This window comes from Streptococcus sp. KHUD_016 (assembly GCF_051106465.1).
GTDB lineage: Bacteria > Bacillota > Bacilli > Lactobacillales > Streptococcaceae > Streptococcus.
Window position 1 is genome coordinate 989,921 of the sequence record NZ_CP193663.1, and the last position, 20,547, is coordinate 1,010,467.

The 20,547-nt window shown below is 40.2% G+C and carries 15 protein-coding genes and 2 pseudogenes; 13 read left to right on the forward strand and 4 right to left on the reverse strand.

Annotated features, from left to right (window positions below; translation table 11 throughout):
* Positions 1-7: 7 nt before the first annotated feature.
* Together ACORHV_RS04625 and ACORHV_RS04630 are read left to right on the forward strand one after the other, a co-directional pair.
* Positions 8-709: a response regulator transcription factor gene (locus ACORHV_RS04625; RefSeq protein ID WP_434399007.1), complete on the forward strand. Its 702-nt coding sequence runs from the start codon at positions 8-10 to the stop codon at positions 707-709.
* Entirely contained in the window at positions 706-1,584 is an 879-nt protein-coding gene (locus ACORHV_RS04630; protein WP_434399009.1) for a sensor histidine kinase, read from the forward strand. The genes ACORHV_RS04625 and ACORHV_RS04630 overlap by 4 nt, the downstream gene beginning before the upstream one ends.
* A 37-nt stretch (positions 1,585-1,621) precedes the next feature.
* On the opposite strand, the gene ACORHV_RS04635 is transcribed toward ACORHV_RS04630, so the two are convergent.
* The 3 genes from ACORHV_RS04635 to ACORHV_RS04645 all read right to left on the reverse strand — a co-directional run bounded on the left by ACORHV_RS04635 (position 1,622) and on the right by ACORHV_RS04645 (position 4,243).
* Positions 1,622-2,374, reverse strand: a complete 753-nt coding sequence (locus tag ACORHV_RS04635; protein WP_434399011.1) for an ABC transporter permease — start codon at positions 2,372-2,374, stop codon at positions 1,622-1,624.
* Between the two features lie 10 nt (positions 2,375-2,384).
* Positions 2,385-3,293 carry an ATP-binding cassette domain-containing protein gene (locus ACORHV_RS04640; protein ID WP_049479618.1) on the reverse strand — a complete coding sequence of 303 codons (909 nt, stop codon included), beginning with the start codon at positions 3,291-3,293 and terminating at the stop codon, positions 2,385-2,387.
* A 140-nt stretch (positions 3,294-3,433) separates the two neighbouring features.
* Positions 3,434-4,243 carry a Cof-type HAD-IIB family hydrolase gene (locus tag ACORHV_RS04645; RefSeq protein ID WP_434399014.1) on the reverse strand — a complete coding sequence of 270 codons (810 nt, stop codon included), beginning with the start codon at positions 4,241-4,243 and terminating at the stop codon, positions 3,434-3,436.
* Positions 4,244-4,389: 146 nt separating this feature from the next.
* Between ACORHV_RS04645 and ACORHV_RS04650 the strand changes: the two genes are divergently transcribed.
* From ACORHV_RS04650 to xerS, 11 genes and pseudogenes are all read left to right on the forward strand, one after another.
* Complete coding sequence (locus ACORHV_RS04650; RefSeq protein ID WP_434399016.1) at positions 4,390-4,851, forward strand: MarR family winged helix-turn-helix transcriptional regulator; 462 nt, start codon at positions 4,390-4,392, stop codon at positions 4,849-4,851.
* Positions 4,844-5,263: an EVE domain-containing protein gene (locus tag ACORHV_RS04655; RefSeq protein WP_434399018.1), complete on the forward strand. Its 420-nt coding sequence runs from the start codon at positions 4,844-4,846 to the stop codon at positions 5,261-5,263. Before ACORHV_RS04650 ends, ACORHV_RS04655 begins: the two co-directional genes overlap by 8 nt.
* A 106-nt stretch (positions 5,264-5,369) precedes the next feature.
* Entirely contained in the window at positions 5,370-8,645 is a 3,276-nt protein-coding gene (gene rexB, locus ACORHV_RS04660) for an ATP-dependent nuclease subunit B (RefSeq protein WP_434399020.1), read from the forward strand.
* Positions 8,642-12,295 (forward strand): helicase-exonuclease AddAB subunit AddA, encoded by a 3,654-nt coding sequence (addA, locus tag ACORHV_RS04665; protein ID WP_000802726.1) that lies wholly within the window; start codon positions 8,642-8,644, stop codon positions 12,293-12,295. Before rexB ends, addA begins: the two co-directional genes overlap by 4 nt.
* A gap of 17 nt (positions 12,296-12,312) precedes the next feature.
* A pseudogene (locus ACORHV_RS04670) lies at positions 12,313-13,491 on the forward strand (hypothetical protein).
* Positions 13,492-13,694: 203 nt separating this feature from the next.
* The gene (gene ylqF, locus ACORHV_RS04675; RefSeq protein ID WP_000201284.1) at positions 13,695-14,546 is read left to right on the forward strand and encodes a ribosome biogenesis GTPase YlqF; all 852 of its coding nucleotides are present in this window, start codon (positions 13,695-13,697) and stop codon (positions 14,544-14,546) included.
* Positions 14,533-15,312, forward strand: coding sequence for a ribonuclease HII (locus ACORHV_RS04680; RefSeq protein ID WP_000207517.1), 780 nt, complete (start codon positions 14,533-14,535; stop codon positions 15,310-15,312). The genes ylqF and ACORHV_RS04680 overlap by 14 nt, the downstream gene beginning before the upstream one ends.
* Before the next feature lie 12 nt (positions 15,313-15,324).
* Entirely contained in the window at positions 15,325-16,875 is a 1,551-nt protein-coding gene (locus ACORHV_RS04685) for a ClC family H(+)/Cl(-) exchange transporter (RefSeq protein WP_000392577.1), read from the forward strand.
* Between the two features lie 51 nt (positions 16,876-16,926).
* Entirely contained in the window at positions 16,927-17,667 is a 741-nt protein-coding gene (locus ACORHV_RS04690) for a CPBP family intramembrane glutamic endopeptidase (protein ID WP_000827852.1), read from the forward strand.
* A 65-nt stretch (positions 17,668-17,732) separates the two neighbouring features.
* Positions 17,733-18,169: pseudogene (locus tag ACORHV_RS04695) on the forward strand (MepB family protein).
* A gap of 178 nt (positions 18,170-18,347) precedes the next feature.
* The gene (xerS, locus tag ACORHV_RS04700) at positions 18,348-19,418 is read left to right on the forward strand and encodes a tyrosine recombinase XerS (protein WP_000817871.1); all 1,071 of its coding nucleotides are present in this window, start codon (positions 18,348-18,350) and stop codon (positions 19,416-19,418) included.
* Between the two features lie 71 nt (positions 19,419-19,489).
* On the opposite strand, the gene ACORHV_RS04705 is transcribed toward xerS, so the two are convergent.
* Positions 19,490-20,479 carry a lipoate--protein ligase gene (locus ACORHV_RS04705; RefSeq protein WP_000874002.1) on the reverse strand — a complete coding sequence of 330 codons (990 nt, stop codon included), beginning with the start codon at positions 20,477-20,479 and terminating at the stop codon, positions 19,490-19,492.
* Positions 20,480-20,547 lie beyond the last annotated feature (68 nt).

The window sequence follows — 20,547 nt, forward strand, 5'->3', positions numbered from 1 at the left end:
GAGGTTTATGGCGAACATACTTGTAGTTGAAGATAATAATGAAATCCAGGAAATCTTAAGACCCCTTCTTTCAGAGGAACATGAGGTGATTCAAGCATTCTCTGGGACAGAAGGTATCATGCAATTTGACAAAGGTGGCATCGATCTCGTCTTGCTAGATATCATGCTCCCTGGGAAAAATGGCGACCAAGTCTTGCAAGCTATTCGACAAACTAGTCAGACTCCGGTCATCATGCTTACTGCTTTAGGTGATAAAAAACTCATCAGCCAATATCTACTAGACGGTGCCAATGATTATGTAGTAAAACCTTTTGATTTGGACGAAGTCTTTGCCAGAGTCACTGTGCAATTACGCCAAAGTGGTGAACATCAGTCAGAAGATCGAAGAGAAATTGATAACCTCGTACAAAGCTTTAAAAATATCCAGTTTGATGCGGATAGTTTTGAAATAAGTAACGCAACTGAAACCATTCACCTTGCAAAGAAAGAGTGTCAGATTCTCCAAATGTTGCTCCAGCATCCTAAAAAGATCTTCACCAAAGAAGAACTCTATGAATTGATTTGGGAAGAAAGTTACCTGCCTGGAGACAATACGCTCAACACCCATCTAAGCAATCTCCGTAAAAAACTGCATCAACTGGATCCAAATCACGAGTACATCGAAACCATTTGGGGAGTTGGTGTTCGATTAAAAGGAGACAAGCAATGATGTACATTTTGATATCAATATTACTCCTTACTAACATTATTTTGGCGATTTCTTTGATTCGCTATCATATAGCAATTAGAGATTTAAGCAAACAAATCGAAGAAAAGATTCGCTCTGGTAGCATGAAGAGAATCGGGGTAAATTTCTTTTCAAAGACCATTTTGCGTCTACATAACCAAATTGAGAATCTATTTCAAGAAGTGGAGCAAAACCAGCTAATCATGAAGCGTGAAAAACACACTCTAGATATGGCGATCAGTAATATCGCTCATGATATTCGGACACCTTTGACAATCGCTTCAGGATATACTCAGCAACTAATAAAACACCCCGATAATAGTCAGGAAACTTTAAGCAAAATAGCCCATCATCAGGAACTGGTTTCCAAACGTTTGGAGGCCCTCCTAGAATACCGTCATTTGATGGAAGGAGCAGTCAAACCGAAACTGGAAGAACTTGATTTATCAACTTTTATAACGAAAAAGACTTTAGCTTATTACGACGTTTTTCAATCTTCACAGATTGTTCTTGATTTTAATGTTGAACCAGGATTGAAAACGACGACTGATGAGGACTTGCTTGATCGAATTATACAAAACCTTCTTGGAAATGTTCTCAAGCACGGTAAGGAGAAGGCTCGGCTTTCTTTGAAAAAGGAAGACAATAGGCTTGCTTTGGAAATTGATAATCTAGTCAAAAAATCTATCAAGAATATAGACAATCTCAGCAATCGTTTTTATTCTGAAAATATGTCGGATACTGAAGAATCCTCTGGTTTAGGTCTCTATATTACTGAGGAATTAGTTCATCTTCTTGGAGCGGAAATGAAGCTAGCCACTGATGGAGAATGGTTTTCAGTCTTTATTTATCTTTAACAGAAGAAACCTCCTCTATATCCTAGAGGAGGTCCTTTTATAAGCTTTTCTTCTTGAAAATAGTCAGTCCACTGAAAGAGAAGAAAAGTATGACTGTTACGCAAACCGTGATGGTATAGAGAATAGCTTGACTATTACTAGTCATAGCATAGGCAAATTCCAGGATTAAATATCGTAGAATTTCAATATCTGGGAAAACAAGCATTGGCATAGAAAGGATGATAGAGCTGACCAAATAACCAATAAATACCGCAAGATAAGAATGACTAACATAGAGAATGAAGGAAACAATGGAAAGCCAAGCAAGGAGGCAAAGAAATTGAAGGAAAATGGTTAAGAGGAGATTAGTAGCAAAACCATCAGGCATTGTTCCAATTCCGTTTAGTAGAGTAGCAGGAATAAAGGCAATCACAAGGCTGGCGATGAGTTGTAAGAGAGCGATACTTGCTAGTACAAAGGATTTAGCAAGGAAATACTCTGTACGAGAAACGCCAACTGTCAAACTATTTTTATATAGTTTGCCGATTAGGTCAACCCCAAGAACTAAACATACTAGAATAATACAGAGGAAAACGAGATTTGAGCCGTTATTAGACGCGTTGATTAGGGCTTCTATCCCATTCCAACCATGGGTTGGAGTCTCTGGTGGTGTTGTATTTACTGACATTAAATGTCCTGTAGCCCCGATAGTGGCACCCATTAGCAAGAGAACAAAGAGAATGAATTCTGTAATCCAGAATCCTTTGGAGCGGAAAAGACGGTAAAAATCTGCTTGAATGGTATGTATCATGATTTTTCTCCTATTCTACCAATTGGGTGAAGTATTCTTCTAGGTTTTGACGGGCAAAGTAAATCTCATCAATAGCAACATCTGCCAAAGTTAGTTGCTTAAGAATCTGTTTGACATCTTGTTCATTACCAAAGATATGGATTTCATTTTCAGGATTGACAACCTTAAACTGGAGCTGGATTTGTTCTTTCAATACCTGACAAGCTCTTTCTTTATCGCTTGTTTTAAGCACAATATAATCCTCACTCAGTGTTTCAAACTCAGCTTTACTAATTTCACGGATAATCTTACCTTGATCCAGAATACCAAAGCGATTAGCTAAGAGATAGAGTTCTGACAAGATATGGCTAGAGATGAGGATAGTTATGCCTTTTTCTTGATTGAGCCGCTGGATCATGAGACGAAATTCTTTGATTCCAATTGGGTCGAGACCGTTAATAGGTTCATCAAGAATCAGGAAGTCGGGTTTTGATAGGAGGGCAATGGCGATGCCAAGTCTTTGTTTCATTCCTAGTGAGAAATCACGAAAGACTTTTTTCCCTGTATCTGACAAGCCAACATAGTCCAAGGTTTCATGAATCACCTTATCAGCATTTGGAATATGACGTATCATACAATAATATTTAAGGTTTTGATAAGCTGTTAAGTGATTATGGGCTACAGGTGATTCGATAACAGAACCCACTCGTGATAAAGCCTTGGTCCACTCATTTTGTTCTTTGCTAGAAAAGAGGGAAACTGTACCTTTGTCCGCAAACAATAATTGTGTAATGATTTTGATAAGAGTAGTTTTACCAGCTCCGTTTTTTCCGATTAGTCCATAAATATCTCCCTCTTTTATGGTTAGACTAAGATCTTGAAGAATAGCTTGTTGGCCAAATTGTTTGGTCAGTCCATGAATTTCGAGTACTGTTTTCATGATTTTCTCCTTTTGATTTGTTTTACTAACTTTAGTATAAGGTATAGAAATCAAAGAAATATCAAGTAATTCTAAAGAGTTTCTAAAGTTTTGTGATTCTAAAAAAACAAAACCCAGTTGACATGAACTGGGCTTCTCAATTATAAAATATACTTCTCAATGGCACGCGCGACGCCGTCTTCATCGTTGCTGGCTGTAACATCATTGGCAAGAGATTTGACATGATCACTAGCATTTCCCATAGCAATACCAAGCCCTGCAAACTGGAGCATTTCGATATCGTTATTGGCATCGCCCATGGCCATAATTTCTGAGGGCTCGATCTTCAAAATCGCTGCTAGTCGAGAAAGAGCAGTAGCCTTGGTCGTTCCAAGGGGCATGGCTTCGTAAATGACAGGCTGCGAACGAACGCCGCTAAATCGTTGGCAGAGCTCCTCAGCAAATCGCTGCTCAAAATCGTCTGTTTGCTCTTTTGTTCCTAAAAACATTCCTTGGAACATGCGATATTTGCCACTAGTGGCTTCCTCAAGGGAAATTTCAGTTAGGTCTGAAAAGACTAACTTGGCATCATTTTGAACAATTTCATTTGGCTTGCCACCGAGGACAAAATAATGTTTCTCATCAAAAAGAGTTAACTGGACGTCGCTTTTTTCTGCTAGGTCATAAAGGTATTCAATGTCAGCTGGGCTGAGTTCTTGCCAGTCCACTAGACTCCAGTCACTGGTCTGATGGGTTGAACAACCATTATTGACAATGACGTACTCGTTCTGGAGGTCCAGTCCCAGTTTTTTGTAGTAAGGAAGAACACCGAAAAGCGGGCGACCTGTACAGAGAACCAGTTTGACACCTTTTTCAATGGCTTGGTGAATGGCAGTGATGTGGGCTTGTGGGATTTCCTTGGCCTCATTGAGGAGGGTTCCGTCCATATCCAAGGCTAGTAGTTTAATCATAAGACTTCCTTTTCTAGGTGTTTTGCTTTTATTATAGCATATAGACTATAAAATGTCTGACAGAATTGTAAAATTCGGCTTTCCTTTTCTTGAAAAATAAAATAAAATCTTATATAATAAGTATACTTAATATTTTAGGAGAAAAAATGTCAAAGTATCACTTTAATTCAATTTACAAAAATGATGAAACAGAGTCTACAGGTCTTCTGCTCATCAAAGTCTACAACAAGTGGGAAAGCAACTTAAAAAGAGTCTTGAAATCAGTCGGACTCACTTTACCTCAATTTATCGTTTTGACTTCGCTCTTGTTTCTGAGCAATAGAGAGGAATATGTAACGCAAGTTGATATCGCTCGATTCACCGGTATGGATGTCATGACGGTTTCCCAGATTGTTAGACTACTGGAGAAGAAAGACTACATTAGACGCGATCAACATCCAATGGATAGTCGGGCAAAACTGGTTTCAGTGACGAAGTCTGGCGCGGAGAAGGTCAATCAAGCTTTACCTTTAGTAGAAGGGATTGATGAAGAATTTTTTGAAAAACTATCTAACAATAGAGAAGTTTTTAATCGCATGTTAATAGAGTTGGAGGATAAAAATGCCTAGATATTGGGTTGGAGTTGTTTCAAAGAACCATGTTTTAAGAGGAGTAGAAGGGAATTTTTGCCAGGTCTGTCATGGAAAGGGTGGCCCCTTAAACCGTATGAAAAAAGGTGACTATCTTTTATACTATAGCCCAAAATACGATATGAATGGTCAAGATAAGTTACAGGCTTTTGTGGCCGTAGGTAAAATTATAGATGACAAAGCCTATCAAGTAGAGCAGTTTGAAGGATTCTTTCCCTTTAGACGAAATGTCGACTATTATCAACCAGTCAAAGATTGCTTCATAGAAATAGCCAGACAACATCCTGAATGGAAAGACTATACTTCTCGACTCCGTTATGGACATTTTGAAGTTTCCAAAGACTTTTTCCTCTATATCTTTCAGCATATGAAAATGGATGATGAAGTATGATTGATTTGCTAATTAAATGATTATCAACTAGAATTTTGGATTTGGACTGTGAAGCGAACTTTGCTATAATAGAGTAAGAAACTTTGATAAACCAAACGAGGCAGAGATGAAATTACTTTATACTGATATTCGGACTTCTTTGACAGAAATCTTGACCAGAGAGGCAGAAGAGCTAGTTGCTGGGGGCAAGCGGGTCTTCTACATCGCCCCCAACTCTCTTTCATTTGAAAAGGAACGCGCCGTTCTGGAATGCTTGTCCCAGCAGGCTTCTTTTGCGATTACTGTTACGCGTTTTGCTCAGATGGCTCGTTATCTGGTTTTAAATGATTTGCCAGCTAAGACGAGTCTAGATGACATCGGTCTTGGGATGGCTTTTTATAAATGTCTTGCGGAACTAGATCCCAAGGACTTGCGTGTTTATGGTGCTATAAAGCAGGATCCTCAATTTATCCAGCAGTTGGTTGAACTTTATCATGAGATGACGACTGCTCAGATGAGCTTTTTGGACTTGGAAAGTTTGACAGATGAGGACAAGCGGGCAGACTTACTCTTGATTTTTGAGAAAGTGACTGCCTATCTTAATCAAGGTCAGTTGGCTCAGGGAAGTCAGTTGTCCCATTTGATTGAGGCTATTGAGAATGACAAGGTAAGCAGTGATTTCAGTCAGATTGCCTTGGTTATTGATGGATTTACCCGTTTTTCTGCCGAGGAGGAGCGTGTAGTGGATCTGCTTCATCGAAAAGGTGTCGAGATTGTCATCGGTGCTTATGCAAGCAAGAAGGCTTATACCAGTCCGTTCACTGAAGGGAATCTCTACCAAGCCAGTGTGGAATTTCTTCATCATTTGGGGGCAAAATACCAAACACCTGCTCAGGATCGTTCTCAGACACATGAGAAAATGGATAGTTTTGACAAAGCCTCTCGTTTGCTGGAGTCTTCTTATGACTTTTCAGAACTCACCTTGGATATCGATGAGAAAGACAGGGAAAACCTGCAAATCTGGTCTTGTTTGACGCAAAAAGAAGAGCTGGAATTAGTAGCCCGTAGCATTCGTCAGAAATTACATGACCATCCAGAACTGAGTTACAAGAATTTCCGTATTTTGCTGGGTGATGTGACTTCTTACCAGTTATCACTGAAAACTATTTTTGACCAGTATCAGATTCCTTTCTATCTTGGTAGAAGTGAATCCATGGCTCACCACCCTTTGACTCAGTATGTCGAATCTATTTTGCGTTTGAAACGCTACCGTTTTCGTCAGGAGGATTTGATTAATCTCCTCAGAACTGGTCTGTATACTGACCTTAGCCAAGAGGATATTGATGCTTTTGAGCAATATCTCCGCTATCTTGGTATCAATGGCTTGCCAGCTTTTCAGCAGACCTTCACTAAATCCCACCATGGAAAGTTTGATTTGGAACGCTTGAATGACATTCGTTTGCGAGTTTTGGCTCCTCTTGAAAAATTATTTGCCAGCCGTAAACAAAAGACTGAAAATCTCTTGCAAAAGTGGAATACTTTTCTAAAAAATGCTGCTTTAAGCAAGCAGATGCAAGAATTGACAGCTACTATGGAAACTCTAGAACAGGAAAGACAAGCTGAAGTTTGGAAAGCCTTCTGCCATGTTTTAGAACAATTTGCGACGGTTTTTGCTGGTTCACAAGTTAGTCTGGAGGACTTCCTAGCCTTGCTCCATTCTGGAATGAATTTGTCCCAGTATCGCACCATTCCAGCGACAGTGGACACCGTTCTGGTGCAGAGTTATGATTTGATTGCACCTATGACCGCTGACTTTGTCTATGCCATTGGGCTGACTCAGGATCATTTGCCAAAAATCGCGCAAAACACCAGTCTGTTAACAGATGAAGAACGACAAAGCCTAAACCAAGCAACCGAAGAGGGAGCGCAATTACTGATTGCAAGTAGTGAAAACCTCAAGAAAAATCGCTATACCATGCTTTCCTTGGTCAATGCTGCTCGTAAGCAGTTGGTGTTGTCAGCACCAAGTCTTCTCAATGAAAATGAGAGCAAGGAATCGGCCTATCTTCAGGAACTGGTGAGTTTTGGATTTAGCCGGATAGAGAAGAAGATTCATCAAAAAAGGCTGTCTAAGGATGATATGGGGTCATATCATAGTCTCCTCTCTAGCCTGGTTGCCTATCATCAGCAGGCAGGTTCAAGTGAAAATGAGCAAGATGTCACCTTTGTCAAGGTTTTGGCTCGTGTCATGGGGAAAAAACTAGATCAAAAAGGTCTTACAAATCCAGCACTCCCAACCAGTCCAAGCAGCAAGCCATTAGAGAAAGAGACCTTGCAGGCTCTATACCCTGCTGACAAAGAGTTTTACCTGTCTACGTCTGGTTTGACGGAGTTTTACCGCAATGAATACAGTTATTTCCTTCGTTATGTCTTAGGTTTACAGGAAGAATTGCGCCTTCGTCCGGATGCTCGCAGTCACGGAAATTTTTTGCATCGTATTTTTGAACGAGCCTTGAAACTGCCTGCTGAAAATCCGTTTGACCAACGACTGGAGCAAGCCATCAAGGAAACCAGCCAAGAACGCGAATTTGAAGCTATTTATCAGGAAAGTTTGGAAGCCCAATTTACCAAGGAAATTCTGCTTGATGTCGCGCGAACTACGGGCCACATCCTTCGTCATAATCCAGCTATCGAAACCATCCAAGAGGAGGCAACATTTGGTGGCAAGGATCAGGCCTTTATTCAATTGGATAATGGTCGGAGTGTTCATGTGCGAGGCAAGGTTGACCGCATTGACCGCCTGAAAGCTGATGGAGCGTTAGGAGTGGTAGACTACAAGTCTAGTTTGACCCAGTTCCAGTTTCCTCATTTCTTCAATGGGCTTAATTCCCAACTGCCAACCTATCTTGCTGCCCTAAAAAGAGAAGGGGAGCAGAACTTTTTCGGAGCTATGTACTTGGAAATGGCTGAGCCTGTCCAATCTTTATTAGCTGTTAAAAGTCTGGCAGGTGCAGTAGTAGAAGCCAGCAAGTCAATGAAATACCAAGGGCTCTTTTTAGAAAAAGAAAGCAGTCATTTGGGTGAGTTTTACAATAAAAATAAGGCCAACCAGCTGACTGATGAAGAGTTTCAGCTCTTGCTAGACTACAATGCACATCTTTATAAAAAAGCAGCAGAGAAGATTTTAGAAGGCCAATTTGCCATCAATCCATACACAGAGAATGGCAAAAGTATTGCCCCGTACGTTCAGCAACACCAAGCCATCACTGGATTTGAAGCTAATTACCATTTGGGACAAGCTCGTTTCCTAGAGAAGTTAGACTTAGCTGACGGCAAGCGTCTGGTCGGAGAAAAACTCAAGCAAGCTTGGTTTGAAAAAATGAGAGAGGAGTTGAATCGATGAAGCCCATTTCCTTTTTAACTGAGGAAGAAATTCAAAAACTGCAAGAAGCAGAAGTGAGTTCAAGCAAGGAACAAAAGAAAACAGCTGAGCAAATCGAAGCCATTTATACTGCAGGGCAAAATATCCTTGTTTCAGCGTCTGCTGGTTCAGGGAAGACCTTTGTTATGGCCGAGCGTATTCTGGATCAATTGGCGCGAGGTGTGGAAATCAGCCAACTCTTTATCTCGACTTTTACTGTCAAGGCTGCTACTGAACTCAAAGAGCGCTTGGAGAAAAAAATCAGCCAACAAATCCAAGAAACCGATGATGTCGAGCTCAAACAACACTTGGGAAGTCAGTTGGCAGACCTGCCAAACGCTGCCATAGGAACCATGGACTCCTTCACGCAAAAATTCCTTGGCAAACATGGCTATCTGATTGATATCGCACCGAACTTCCGTATTCTACAAAATGAAAGTGAACAGTTACTCTTAAAGAACGAAGTTTTTCATCAGGTTTTTGAAGAGCATTACCAAGGTGAGAATAAAGAGAAATTTAGCCGTTTGGTGAAGAACTTTGCTGGACGTGGCAAGGATGAACGAGGTCTGCGCCAGCAAGTCTACAAAATCTATGATTTCCTTCAATCCACCAGTAGCCCCCAAAAATGGCTGAACGAGTCTTTTCTCAAAGGGTTTGAAAAAGCTGACTTTGCAAATGAAAAAGAGAAACTAACTGAGCAAATTAAGCAGGCGCTCTGGGATTTGGAAAGTTTCCTCCGTTATCATCTGGATAACGATGCCAATGAGTTTCCAAAAGCTACCTATTTAGAAGCTGTTCAACAGGTTCTGGATGAAATTGGCTCCTTAAATCAAGAGTCCGATAGTCAGGCTTATCAAGCAGTGCTTGCGCGTGTTGTTGCCATCTCTAAGGAAAAAAATGGTCGAGCTCTGGCTAACTCCAGTCGTAAGGCCGATTTAAAGCCACTGGCTGATGCCTACAACGAAGAGAGAAAGGCCCAGTTTGCAAAACTTGGACAACTAGCAGATCAGATAACCATTCTCGACTATCAAGAACGTTATCATGAAGATACTTGGGAGCTAGCTAAAACCTTCCAAACCTTTATGAGTGATTTTGTGGAGGCTTATCGCGAACGTAAACGCCAAGAAAATGCCTTTGAATTCGCTGATATCAGTCATTACACCATTGAGATTTTAGAGAATTTCCCACAAGTTCGCGAGACTTATCAAGAGAGATTTCATGAAGTCATGGTCGATGAGTATCAGGATACCAACCACATTCAAGAACGGATGCTGGAATTGCTGTCGAATGGTCACAATCGCTTTATGGTGGGAGATATCAAGCAGTCCATCTACCGTTTCCGTCAGGCAGATCCCCAGATTTTCAATGAAAAATTTCAACGCTATGCGCAAAATCCTCAAGAAGGAAAGCTGATTTTGCTCAAGGAAAATTTCCGTAGTAGTTCAGAAGTGCTGTCAGCAACCAATGATGTTTTTGCACGCCTTATGGACCAAGAGGTCGGTGAAATCAACTATGATAGCATGCACCAGCTTGTTTTTGCCAATACCAAACTGACTCCTAATCCAGACAACAAGGCAGAATTTCTCTTCTACGATAAGGGCGATAGTGGGCAAGAGAAAGAAGAAAGTGATGAAGACACGAAACTCACTGGGGAAATGCGCCTTGTCATCAAGGAAATCTTAAAGCTACATCAAGAAAAAGGTGTGGCCTTCAAAGAAATTGCCCTTCTGACTTCCAGTCGCAGTCGTAATGACCAGATTCTACTTGCCCTGTCTGAGTACGGGATACCTGTCAAAACAGACGGTGAGCAAAACAACTACCTCCAATCCTTAGAAGTACAAGTCATGTTGGACACCCTTCGTGTCATCCACAATCCCCTGCAAGACTACGCCTTGGTTGCCCTTATGAAGTCTCCTATGTTTAGTTTCGATGAGGATGAGTTGGCACGTTTATCTCTTCAGAAAGCAGAAGATAAAGTACAAGAGAATCTTTATGAGAAACTAGTTAATGCTCAAAGACAGGTAACTGATCAGAAAGAGTTAATTCACAAGGACCTAGCTGAAAAATTAAATCAATTCATGGATATCTTGGATTCTTGGCGCTTACATGCCAAAACCCACTCTCTCTATGACTTAATTTGGAAGATTTATAATGACCGTTTTTATTATGACTATGTTGGAGCCTTGCCAAACGGACTTGCTAGGCAGGCTAATCTCTATGCCCTAGCGCTACGTGCTGACCAGTTTGAAAAGAGCAATTTCAAAGGCTTGTCTCGTTTTATTCGTATGATTGATCAAGTTTTAGAGGCTCAGCATGACCTCGCAAGCGTAGCTGTCGCACCGCCTAAAGATGCCGTGGAACTTATGACCATTCACAAGAGCAAAGGTCTGGAGTTTCCTTATGTCTTTATCCTCAACATGGATCAGGACTTCAACAAGCAAGACAGCATGTCAGACGTCATTCTCAGTCGTCAAAATGGGCTTGGTGTCAAATACATTGCCAAGGTGGAAACAGGAGCAGTGGAAGCACACTATCCTAAAACCATCAAACTCTCCATTCCTAGCCTAACTTATACGCAGAATGAGAAAGAACTGCAATTGGCTAGCTATTCAGAGCAGATGCGTCTGCTGTATGTTGCCATGACGAGGGCTGAGAAAAAGCTCTATTTTGTCGGTAAGGGTTCTCGTGAAAAGCTAGAAGCCAAGGAATACCCGGCAGCAAATAACGGAAAATTAGATAGCAATACCAGACTGCAAGCAAGAAATTTCCAAGATTGGATCTGGGCTATCAGCAAAGTGTTTGCCAAGGACAATCTCAACTTTAGCTATCGTTTTGTTGGCGAAGACCAGTTGACTAGAGAAGCTATTGGTCAGTTGGAAAACAAGAGCCCTCTACAAGATAGCTCTCAAGCAGACAACCGCCAGTCTGAAACCATCAAAGAAGCTCTGGAAATGCTGAAAGAGGTGGAAGTTTATAATACTCTTCACCGCGCAGCCATTGAGCTTCCTAGTGTTCAAACCCCAAGTCAAATCAAGAAATTCTATGAACCAGTTATGGATATGGAAGGTGTCGAGATTGCAGGTCAAGGCCAGTCAGTAGACAAGAAAATTAGCTTTGAGTTACCAGATTTTTCAACCAAAGAAAAGGTAACAGGAGCTGAGATTGGTAGTGCTACCCACGAACTCATGCAGAGAATTGACCTAAGTCAGCGACCAACCCTTGCTAGCCTGACAGAAACTCTCAAACAAGTTCAAACCAGCCCAGCTGTCAGAGACAAGATCAATCTTGCTAAAATTCTTTCATTCTTTGACACAGCACTTGGTCAAGAAATTCTTGCTAATACAGACCATCTTTATCGCGAGCAACCTTTCTCCATGCTCAAACGAGATCAAAAGAGTCAGGAAGACTTCGTTGTCCGTGGAATCTTGGACGGCTATCTGCTTTATGAGGATCGTATCGTTCTTTTCGACTACAAGACAGACCGCTATGACGAGCCAAGTCAACTCATAGACCGCTATCGTGGTCAATTAGCCCTTTATGGAGAGGCTTTATCACGAGCCTATTTGATTGAAAATATTGAAAAATACTTGATTTTACTCGGTAAAGACGAGGTTCAAGTTGTAAAAGTATAATCTAGAAAGGAGACCTCATGACACTTCCAGTTAGAAAATCCCTGCACGATGCGGTTTTACAGGCTTCAAAAGCCGATACTTGGGAACAGGCTACCAAGGAATGGAATGAAGTTTCCTTGATTTTTAATGGTATCGGCCGTAGCAATTGTGTTTGTGGGAATGCTATCAAATACGCCTACGAACTCTTTAACGGTGTCACAGGCCAACGCCTCTTTCCAATCGGTAGTGACTGCGTCCGTCATTTTCATCGTATTATCCTTGACCAGCAACTAGAAGAGGAAGAAAAATTACTCAGAAAGGTTGAAAATCTTACCAGAAAAGCCCAGAAAAAGGAAAAAATCAAGGTCAATAAAAGTGACTTTGACGAGCGACTTCTAAAATGGCTCTGGGAAAAAGGCGTTTTCAAGCCTAATCGTGGCAATCAGTTCGCACCTGAGAGAGACTACCAACTCTTCCTAGAAGTCTTTCAAGGAGGAAATTGGACCAAGGCTGAGCCAAAGAAGAAGGCTCGCATGGAAGAAGTCCTTGAAAAATGCATTAAGCCCTTTTTACTTGGAAAACCGGATGATCAACTCTACCTTGTCAAGCTAGGCAAGGAGAAAATTGACTACGAACAAGAACTCCGTATCTAGGCAGAGAAAGAGCGCAAGAAGAGGGATAAAATCGCCAAGCAATATGCAGACAATCTGGTCCTAGCCATGGGACCAGCAGAGCGTGCCTATCAAGACTACTTTGGCTTTACAGAAACCCTAACCCAAGAAGAACGCAAGTGGGAAAAAATACTTTTTGGTAAAAATCGAACAGAACGGGCTATCAAGGCTAAACAATACCAAAAAGAGCTGGAAAAAGACCAACGAATTGCGAGTCAGGATCCAATTGAAAGAAAGCAGAAGCAGACCTGGCTTCTTAATTCCTATTTTCGGGATTTGCCTGATGAAAAAGCTAGATTTTCTCGGCTCTTATTAGAATTTCGAAAAAGTGGAGAAGTACCCTTTTCAGATGAATACTTATCTGAGCATCTCATCGATTTTTTCTACAAGATGAAAGCCTTTGAGTTTGAAATTGCTCCGGATCAAGCTGCTGAATTTTTAAAAGAATGTTTAAGAGCTGATTATTTATCCCCAGCGCAAATTCTCTGGAGTGAAACGATTGTCACAAATTGTATCAGCCCTTTTCTCTCAAGAATACTCTTATAAGAAAAATACCTATAGTCAATATGACTTGATAGGTATTTTCTCGTACTTTGATATAACAATACATTATTTATGCAAACATTTTTACTATATATACTCATTTTTGTAGACAAAAGCCTATGCAAAGAGGGATCATTTATGATAGAATAGATGGTAAGAAAGAAAACGTTTTTATCACGTTTTTTTTAGTCGGAAGGGGAATTATTATGGCTACTATTCAATGGTTTCCGGGTCACATGTCAAAGGCTCGGCGACAAGTTCAGGAGAATTTAAAATTTATTGATTTTGTGACGATTTTGGTGGATGCTCGCCTACCTTTATCTAGTCAAAATCCTATGTTAAACAAGATTGTGGGAGATAAACCCAAACTCTTGATTTTAAACAAGGCAGACCTAGCTGATCCAGCAATGACAAAAGAATGGCGTCAGTACTTTGAATCACAAGGGATTCAAACTCTGGCAATCAACTCCAAAGAGCAAGTTACCGTAAAAGTTGTGACAGATGCAGCCAAAAAGCTTATGGCTGATAAGATTGCACGCCAGAAAGAACGTGGCATTCAGATTGAAACCTTGCGTACCATGATTATCGGAATTCCAAATGCTGGCAAATCAACTCTGATGAACCGTTTGGCTGGGAAAAAGATTGCGGTGGTCGGCAATAAACCAGGTGTTACCAAGGGGCAACAATGGCTCAAAACCAATAAAGACCTTGAAATCCTAGACACACCAGGGATTCTTTGGCCTAAGTTTGAAGATGATGCTGTCGCACTGAAATTAGCCTTAACTGGAGCAATTAAAGACCAGTTGCTTCCTATGGATGAAGTCACCATTTTTGGTCTCAATTATTTCAAAAAACATTATCCAGATAAGCTAGCTGAACGCTTCAAACAAATGAAAATTGAAGAAGATGCTCCTGTTATTATCATGGATATGACACGTGCCCTCGGTTTCCGAGACGACTACGACCGTTTTTACAGCCTCTTCGTGAAGGAAGTTCGTGATGGAAAACTCGGTAACTACACCTTAGATACATTGGACGATATCGATGACGACGATTAAAGAAATCAAAGAACTTCTTGCCACGGTCAAAGACTTATACAATCCCCTTTTTCTTGAACTGGAAAAAGATAGCCGAACTGGAGTTCAAAAGGAAATCAGCAAGCGTAAAAAAGCCATTCAGGCTGAACTGGATGAAGACCTTCGCCTGGAAACTATGCTTTCTTATGAAAAAGAACTTTATAAGCAAGGATTGACTCTAATTGCAGGTGTTGACGAGGTTGGCCGTGGTCCTCTTGCTGGACCTGTAGTCGCTGCAGCCGTTATCTTGCCGAAAAATTGTAAGATTAGAGGCCTCAACGATAGCAAGAAGATCCCCAAAAAGAAACATTTGGAAATTTATCATGCTGTTCAAGATCAAGCCTTGGCAATCGGTATTGGTATCATGGATAATCAGGTCATCGACCAAGTCAATATCTATGAAGCAACCAAGCTGGCCATGAAGGAAGCAATTTCCCAGGTCAGTCCGAAACCTGAGCACCTCTTGATAGACGCCATGAAACTGGAGTTGTCGATTCCCCAAACAGCAATCATCAAAGGAGATGCCAACTCTCTCTCAATCGCAGCTGCATCTATAGTAGCCAAGGTGACACGGGATGAATTGATGAAGGAATATGATCAGCAATATCCTGGATATGATTTTACAGCTAATGCAGGTTATGGAACAGCTAAACACCTAAAAGGACTAGAAAAACTAGGTGTCACCCCAATTCACCGAACCAGTTTTGAACCAGTCAAAACACTGGTTTCAACTAAGAAAGACAAGTAAGAGGAAATGATTATGGAGGAACAGTCAGAAACACTCAGTTCCAAGAAAGAATTTGCCTTTGCCTCAAGCACCATATTATCCCAAGTTGGACGGGGAATCATTGTTGGTCTCGTCGTCGGGCTAATCGTCGGATCTTTTCGTTTCTTAATCGAAAAGGGCTTCCATCTGATACAAGGACTCTATCAAGATCAAGCGCACTTAGTGCGCAATCTTTTTATCATTGGCCTATTTTATGTAATAGTTTGCTGGCTTAGCGCGAAACTAACTCGGTCAGAAAAAGATATCAAGGGTTCAGGAATTCCTCAAGTTGAAGCTGAACTAAAGGGACTGATGAGTCTCAACTGGTGGAGTGTCCTCTGGAAGAAATATGTATTAGGTATTCTTGCTATTGCCAGTGGCCTTATGCTAGGTCGGGAAGGGCCAAGTATTCAACTTGGAGCAGTTGGTGGTAAAGGTATTGCCAAGTGGCTCAAATCTAGCCCAGTAGAGGAACGTTCCCTGATTGCCAGTGGAGCAGCTGCAGGTTTAGCAGCTGCCTTTAATGCACCAATTGCAGGTCTCCTCTTTGTTGTAGAGGAAGTCTATCACCATTTTTCACGATTTTTCTGGGTATCAACTCTAGCAGCTAGTCTCGTAGCAAACTTTGTTTCTCTGCTCATATTTGGCTTAACACCCGTACTGGATATGCCAGACGACATTCCTCTCATGACCCTAGACCAGTATTGGATATACCTCCTTATGGGAGTTTTTCTCGGGCTTTCTGGTTTTCTCTATGAGAAAGCTGTACTCAATGTTGGTCGAGTTTATGATTGGGTTGGTCAAAAAATCCATTTAGATAGAGCTTATTATCCAATCCTAGCCTTTATCCTTATCATACCAGTCGGGATTTTCTTGCCACAAATTCTCGGTGGTGGAAATCAGGTCGTTCTTTCCTTGACTGAGCAAAATTTTAGTTTTCAAGTTCTATTAGCTTACTTTTTGATTCGCTTTGTTTGGAGCATGATTAGCTATGGAAGTGGCCTCCCAGGAGGAATTTTCCTACCCATTTTGGCGCTCGGTTCCTTACTTGGTGCCCTAGTTGGTGTCATTTGTGTCAATCTTGGGCTTGTCAGTCAGGAACAATTCCCTATATTTGTCATTCTGGGAATGAGTGGCTACTTTGGGGCAATTTCCAAGGCTCCCTTAACCGCTATGATACTTGTTACTGAGATGGTAGGGGACATTCGAAACCTCATGCCACTTGGCTTAGTGACCTTAGTCGCCTACATTGTTATGGATCTGCTCAAGGGTGCTCCAGTCTATGAGGCCATGCTCGAAAAAATGCTGCCAGAAGAAGCGACAGATGAAGGAGAAGTCACCCTCATTGAAATCCCTGTATCAGATAAAATAGCAGGAAAACAGGTTCACGAGCTCAACTTGCCACATAACGTACTCATCACCACCCAAGTCCATAATGGCAAAAGCCAAACCGTTAACGGCTCAACTAGAATGTATCTGGGTGATATGATTCACCTAGTGATTCCAAAAAGTGAAATTGGAAAAGTCAAAGATTTGTTGTTATAAGTTCTTTTTACATAATTTATTTTACGTAAAATATTATTGAAAGGATTCTCTATGAAAAGAAATAAGGCAATTGCAGTATATTTGCTAGGCACATTTAGCCAAATAGCATCAGTTTGCCTCCTTTTCTTTCTCTTGAATCATTTTTCTATTCATTCCAATCTATTATCTATTTTAGGAATCTTTCTAGGTGGCATTTCTTCAGCACTTTGGGGAATCATTGTTGCAAATCACTATTTTCATATTCCTTTTAAGAAGATCGTTAACGATTTTTTTAACATTCATACCAGTTACAAACATTATTTATTATCTTTTTTCCTTATTGTCCTTGATTTTTCTTTTCTAATGTTTGGTGGGCAAATAGTAGAATTTAGCTGGTATCTCCCGTTTTTGATGTTCTTCAAATTTATTGTCTTTGGTGGTATAGAAGAGATTGGATGGCGATATGTCTTTCAACCAATTTTACAAGAGAAGCTACCGTATTTTCCCTCAACAATCCTAACCTTTTTCAGCTGGGCGATTTGGCATCTGTTGTTCTTTTACATTGATGGTTCCCTAGCAACTCTGCAAATTCTACCGTTTTTATTTGGATTGCTGACGAATTCTTTCATACTCTCAGCTCTATATAACAAAACAAAGAATCTCTGGATTTGCGTTATGACACATTCGATCATTAATGTCTTGTCTCAGATAACCATAGACACTGATCGATCCGAAACCTACCTGCTTAAAATCTTCATCATCTTGGTATCCTGCTATATGGTAATACATAAAAAAGATGAGTATAGTCGGTAGCTGATTTTGTTGGAAACAGTATTATTCTTTGGAAAAGTTATTTGCTAAGGAGGATATACATCATAATGAAAATACTCGATGTTTTATATAATTTTTATGGTGATTTTGATTTCATTGAAGAAAAATACAATGAAAAATACGAAGGTATTCTTATCAATATAAAGGAAGAGCAAGGGTATAAAAGATGCCGCTTGGCAAAAAGAACACCAAAAAAAGAAGGATATTTTACAGTTTTTTGGAAAAAGACCAAAACAACAAGAACATTCCTTATACCAATGAGGATTTAGGAAATGAACTTATAATCGTTATCATTGATAATGATAAGAGGGGACTATTCATTATTCCAAACGAGGTGGCTATTCGTAAAAACATTCTGTCGACAAAAGATAGCAATGGAAAAATGTCTATGCGATTTTATCCTCCTTGGTGCTCAAATTTAAATACAACAGCTCGAGCAACACAAAAATGGCAATTGCAATATTTTAGAGAAATTAAAGTATAAACATATTGCCGGATTACATACACACAAAAGACCTGTTTCTTATGATTGCAGAATCAGGTCTTTGTTTTTTCTAGAATCCATCAAACACTTATAACGTCTTTCCGAAAAACTATAATTTTCTTGAAAAATATATAAGTCTATGCTATACTACTAGTAGACTTAATTATGGAGAAAATACATGAAACGTGAGATTTTACTGGAACGAATCGACAAACTAAAACAAATCATGCCCTGGTATGTTCTGGAATACTACCAATCCAAGCTTGCTGTGCCCTACAGTTTTACAACCTTGTACGAATATCTCAAGGAATACGATCGATTTTTCAGCTGGGTTTTGGAGTCTGGTATTTCAAATGTTGATAAAATGTCTGACATTCCTTTATCAGTCTTGGAAAATATGTCTAAAAAAGATATGGAATCCTTTATCCTGTATCTACGTGAACGACCTTTGCTGAATGCCAATACAACCAAACAAGGTGTCTCTCAGACGACCATTAATCGGACTTTGTCGGCACTTTCTAGTCTTTACAAGTATCTAACAGAGGAGGTTGAAAACGACCAAGGGGAGCCTTATTTCTATCGTAATGTAATGAAGAAAGTTTCAACCAAGAAAAAGAAAGAAACACTTGCTGCTAGAGCTGAAAACATCAAGCAAAAACTCTTTTTAGGCGATGAAACAGAGGGTTTTCTAACTTATATCGACCAAGAGTACCCTCAACAACTTTCTAATCGCGCTCTTTCATCATTCAATAAAAATAAAGAACGTGATTTGGCCATTATTGCTCTTCTCTTGGCCTCAGGTGTCCGCTTATCTGAAGCTGTTAATCTAGATCTAAGAGATCTTAATCTCAATATGATGGTTATTGATGTCACACGTAAGGGGGGAAAACGTGACTCGGTCAATGTCGCTGCCTTTGCCAAGCCTTATCTAGAGAATTATCTGGCCATTCGGAATCAACGCTATAAGACGGAAAAGACAGATACAGCTCTCTTTCTGACCTTATATCGTGGTGTTTCCAATCGTATCGATGCTTCCAGCGTCGAGAAAATGGTTGCTAAGTACTCTGAGGACTTCAAAGTCCGTGTAACTCCCCACAAACTACGCCATACTCTGGCAACTAGGCTCTATGATGCTACTAAATCGCAAGTTTTGGTCAGCCATCAGCTAGGACACGCCAGTACACAAGTCACTGACCTCTATACCCATATCGTTAATGATGAACAGAAAAATGCCTTGGATAGTTTATAATTGATACGTAATAATAATTATGTAAAAACCTCAAAAAAAGAAGTTGCTAAAATATACAACTTCTTTTTGATTTATCCCACTACTGCTTCAGCGATTTCTTCACGACTAATACCAGCAAAGTAGCGTGTGATGTCAATAGTTTCTAAAGCTTTAAGAACATCCTCACGTTCGTATTTCACTCCACGAAGGACATCTTCTACAGCTGCAACGTCTTCGATACCAAAAAAGTCTCCATAAATCTTGATATCTTGGATTTTTGATTCAATGACGTTGGCAAAAACTTCAACCTTACCACTGGTGAATTTTGTTCCCCGACGGACGTTAAATTCAGGTGATTTACCGTAGTTCCAGTCCCAAGTACCGAACTTGGTATCCTTGATACGATTGATTTCCGCTAATTCTTGCTCAGAAAAAACGTATTCAGTCATCTCTGGGTACTCTTTTTTCATGTATTCCAATAGCAAATCACGAAATTCTTCAACTGTGATTTTTTCTGGTAATTCATTGACAATATTGGTGACACGGGCACGGACGGATTTCACACCTTTTGATTCAAATTTATCTTTTGAAACCTTGAGGGCGTTAGCAAGAACTGACAAATCAACGTCAAAGAGCAAGCAACCATGGTGCATGATACGACCATTGATATAGGCTTGGGCATTGCCACAGAATTTTTTGCCATCAATCTCAAGGTCATTACGGCCTGTAAACTCAGCTTTAACGCCTAGTTGAGCCAAGGTATTGATAACTGGAGTTGAGAAGCTCTTGAAGTCAAAGGCCTTGTTTTCATCTTCTTTTGAAATGATGGTGTAGTTGAGGTTGTTTAAATCGTGATAAACAGCTCCACCACCACTGATACGGCGGACTACCTCAATACCATTTTCTCGAACATAATCACGGTTGATTTCTTCGATAGTATTCTGGTGACGACCAACAATGATAGAAGGTTTGTTAATCCAAAGAAGGAAGATTTGATCCTCATCTAGTAAGTGTTTAAAGGCATATTCTTCCAAGGCGATATTAAAAGCAGTGTCGTTTGAATGATTGATAATATATTTCATAGTGTTTCCAAAAATTTAGTTTTTAAAATCTGTTCATAGCAATCAAATTTTCTAAAGTGGTAAAAAGA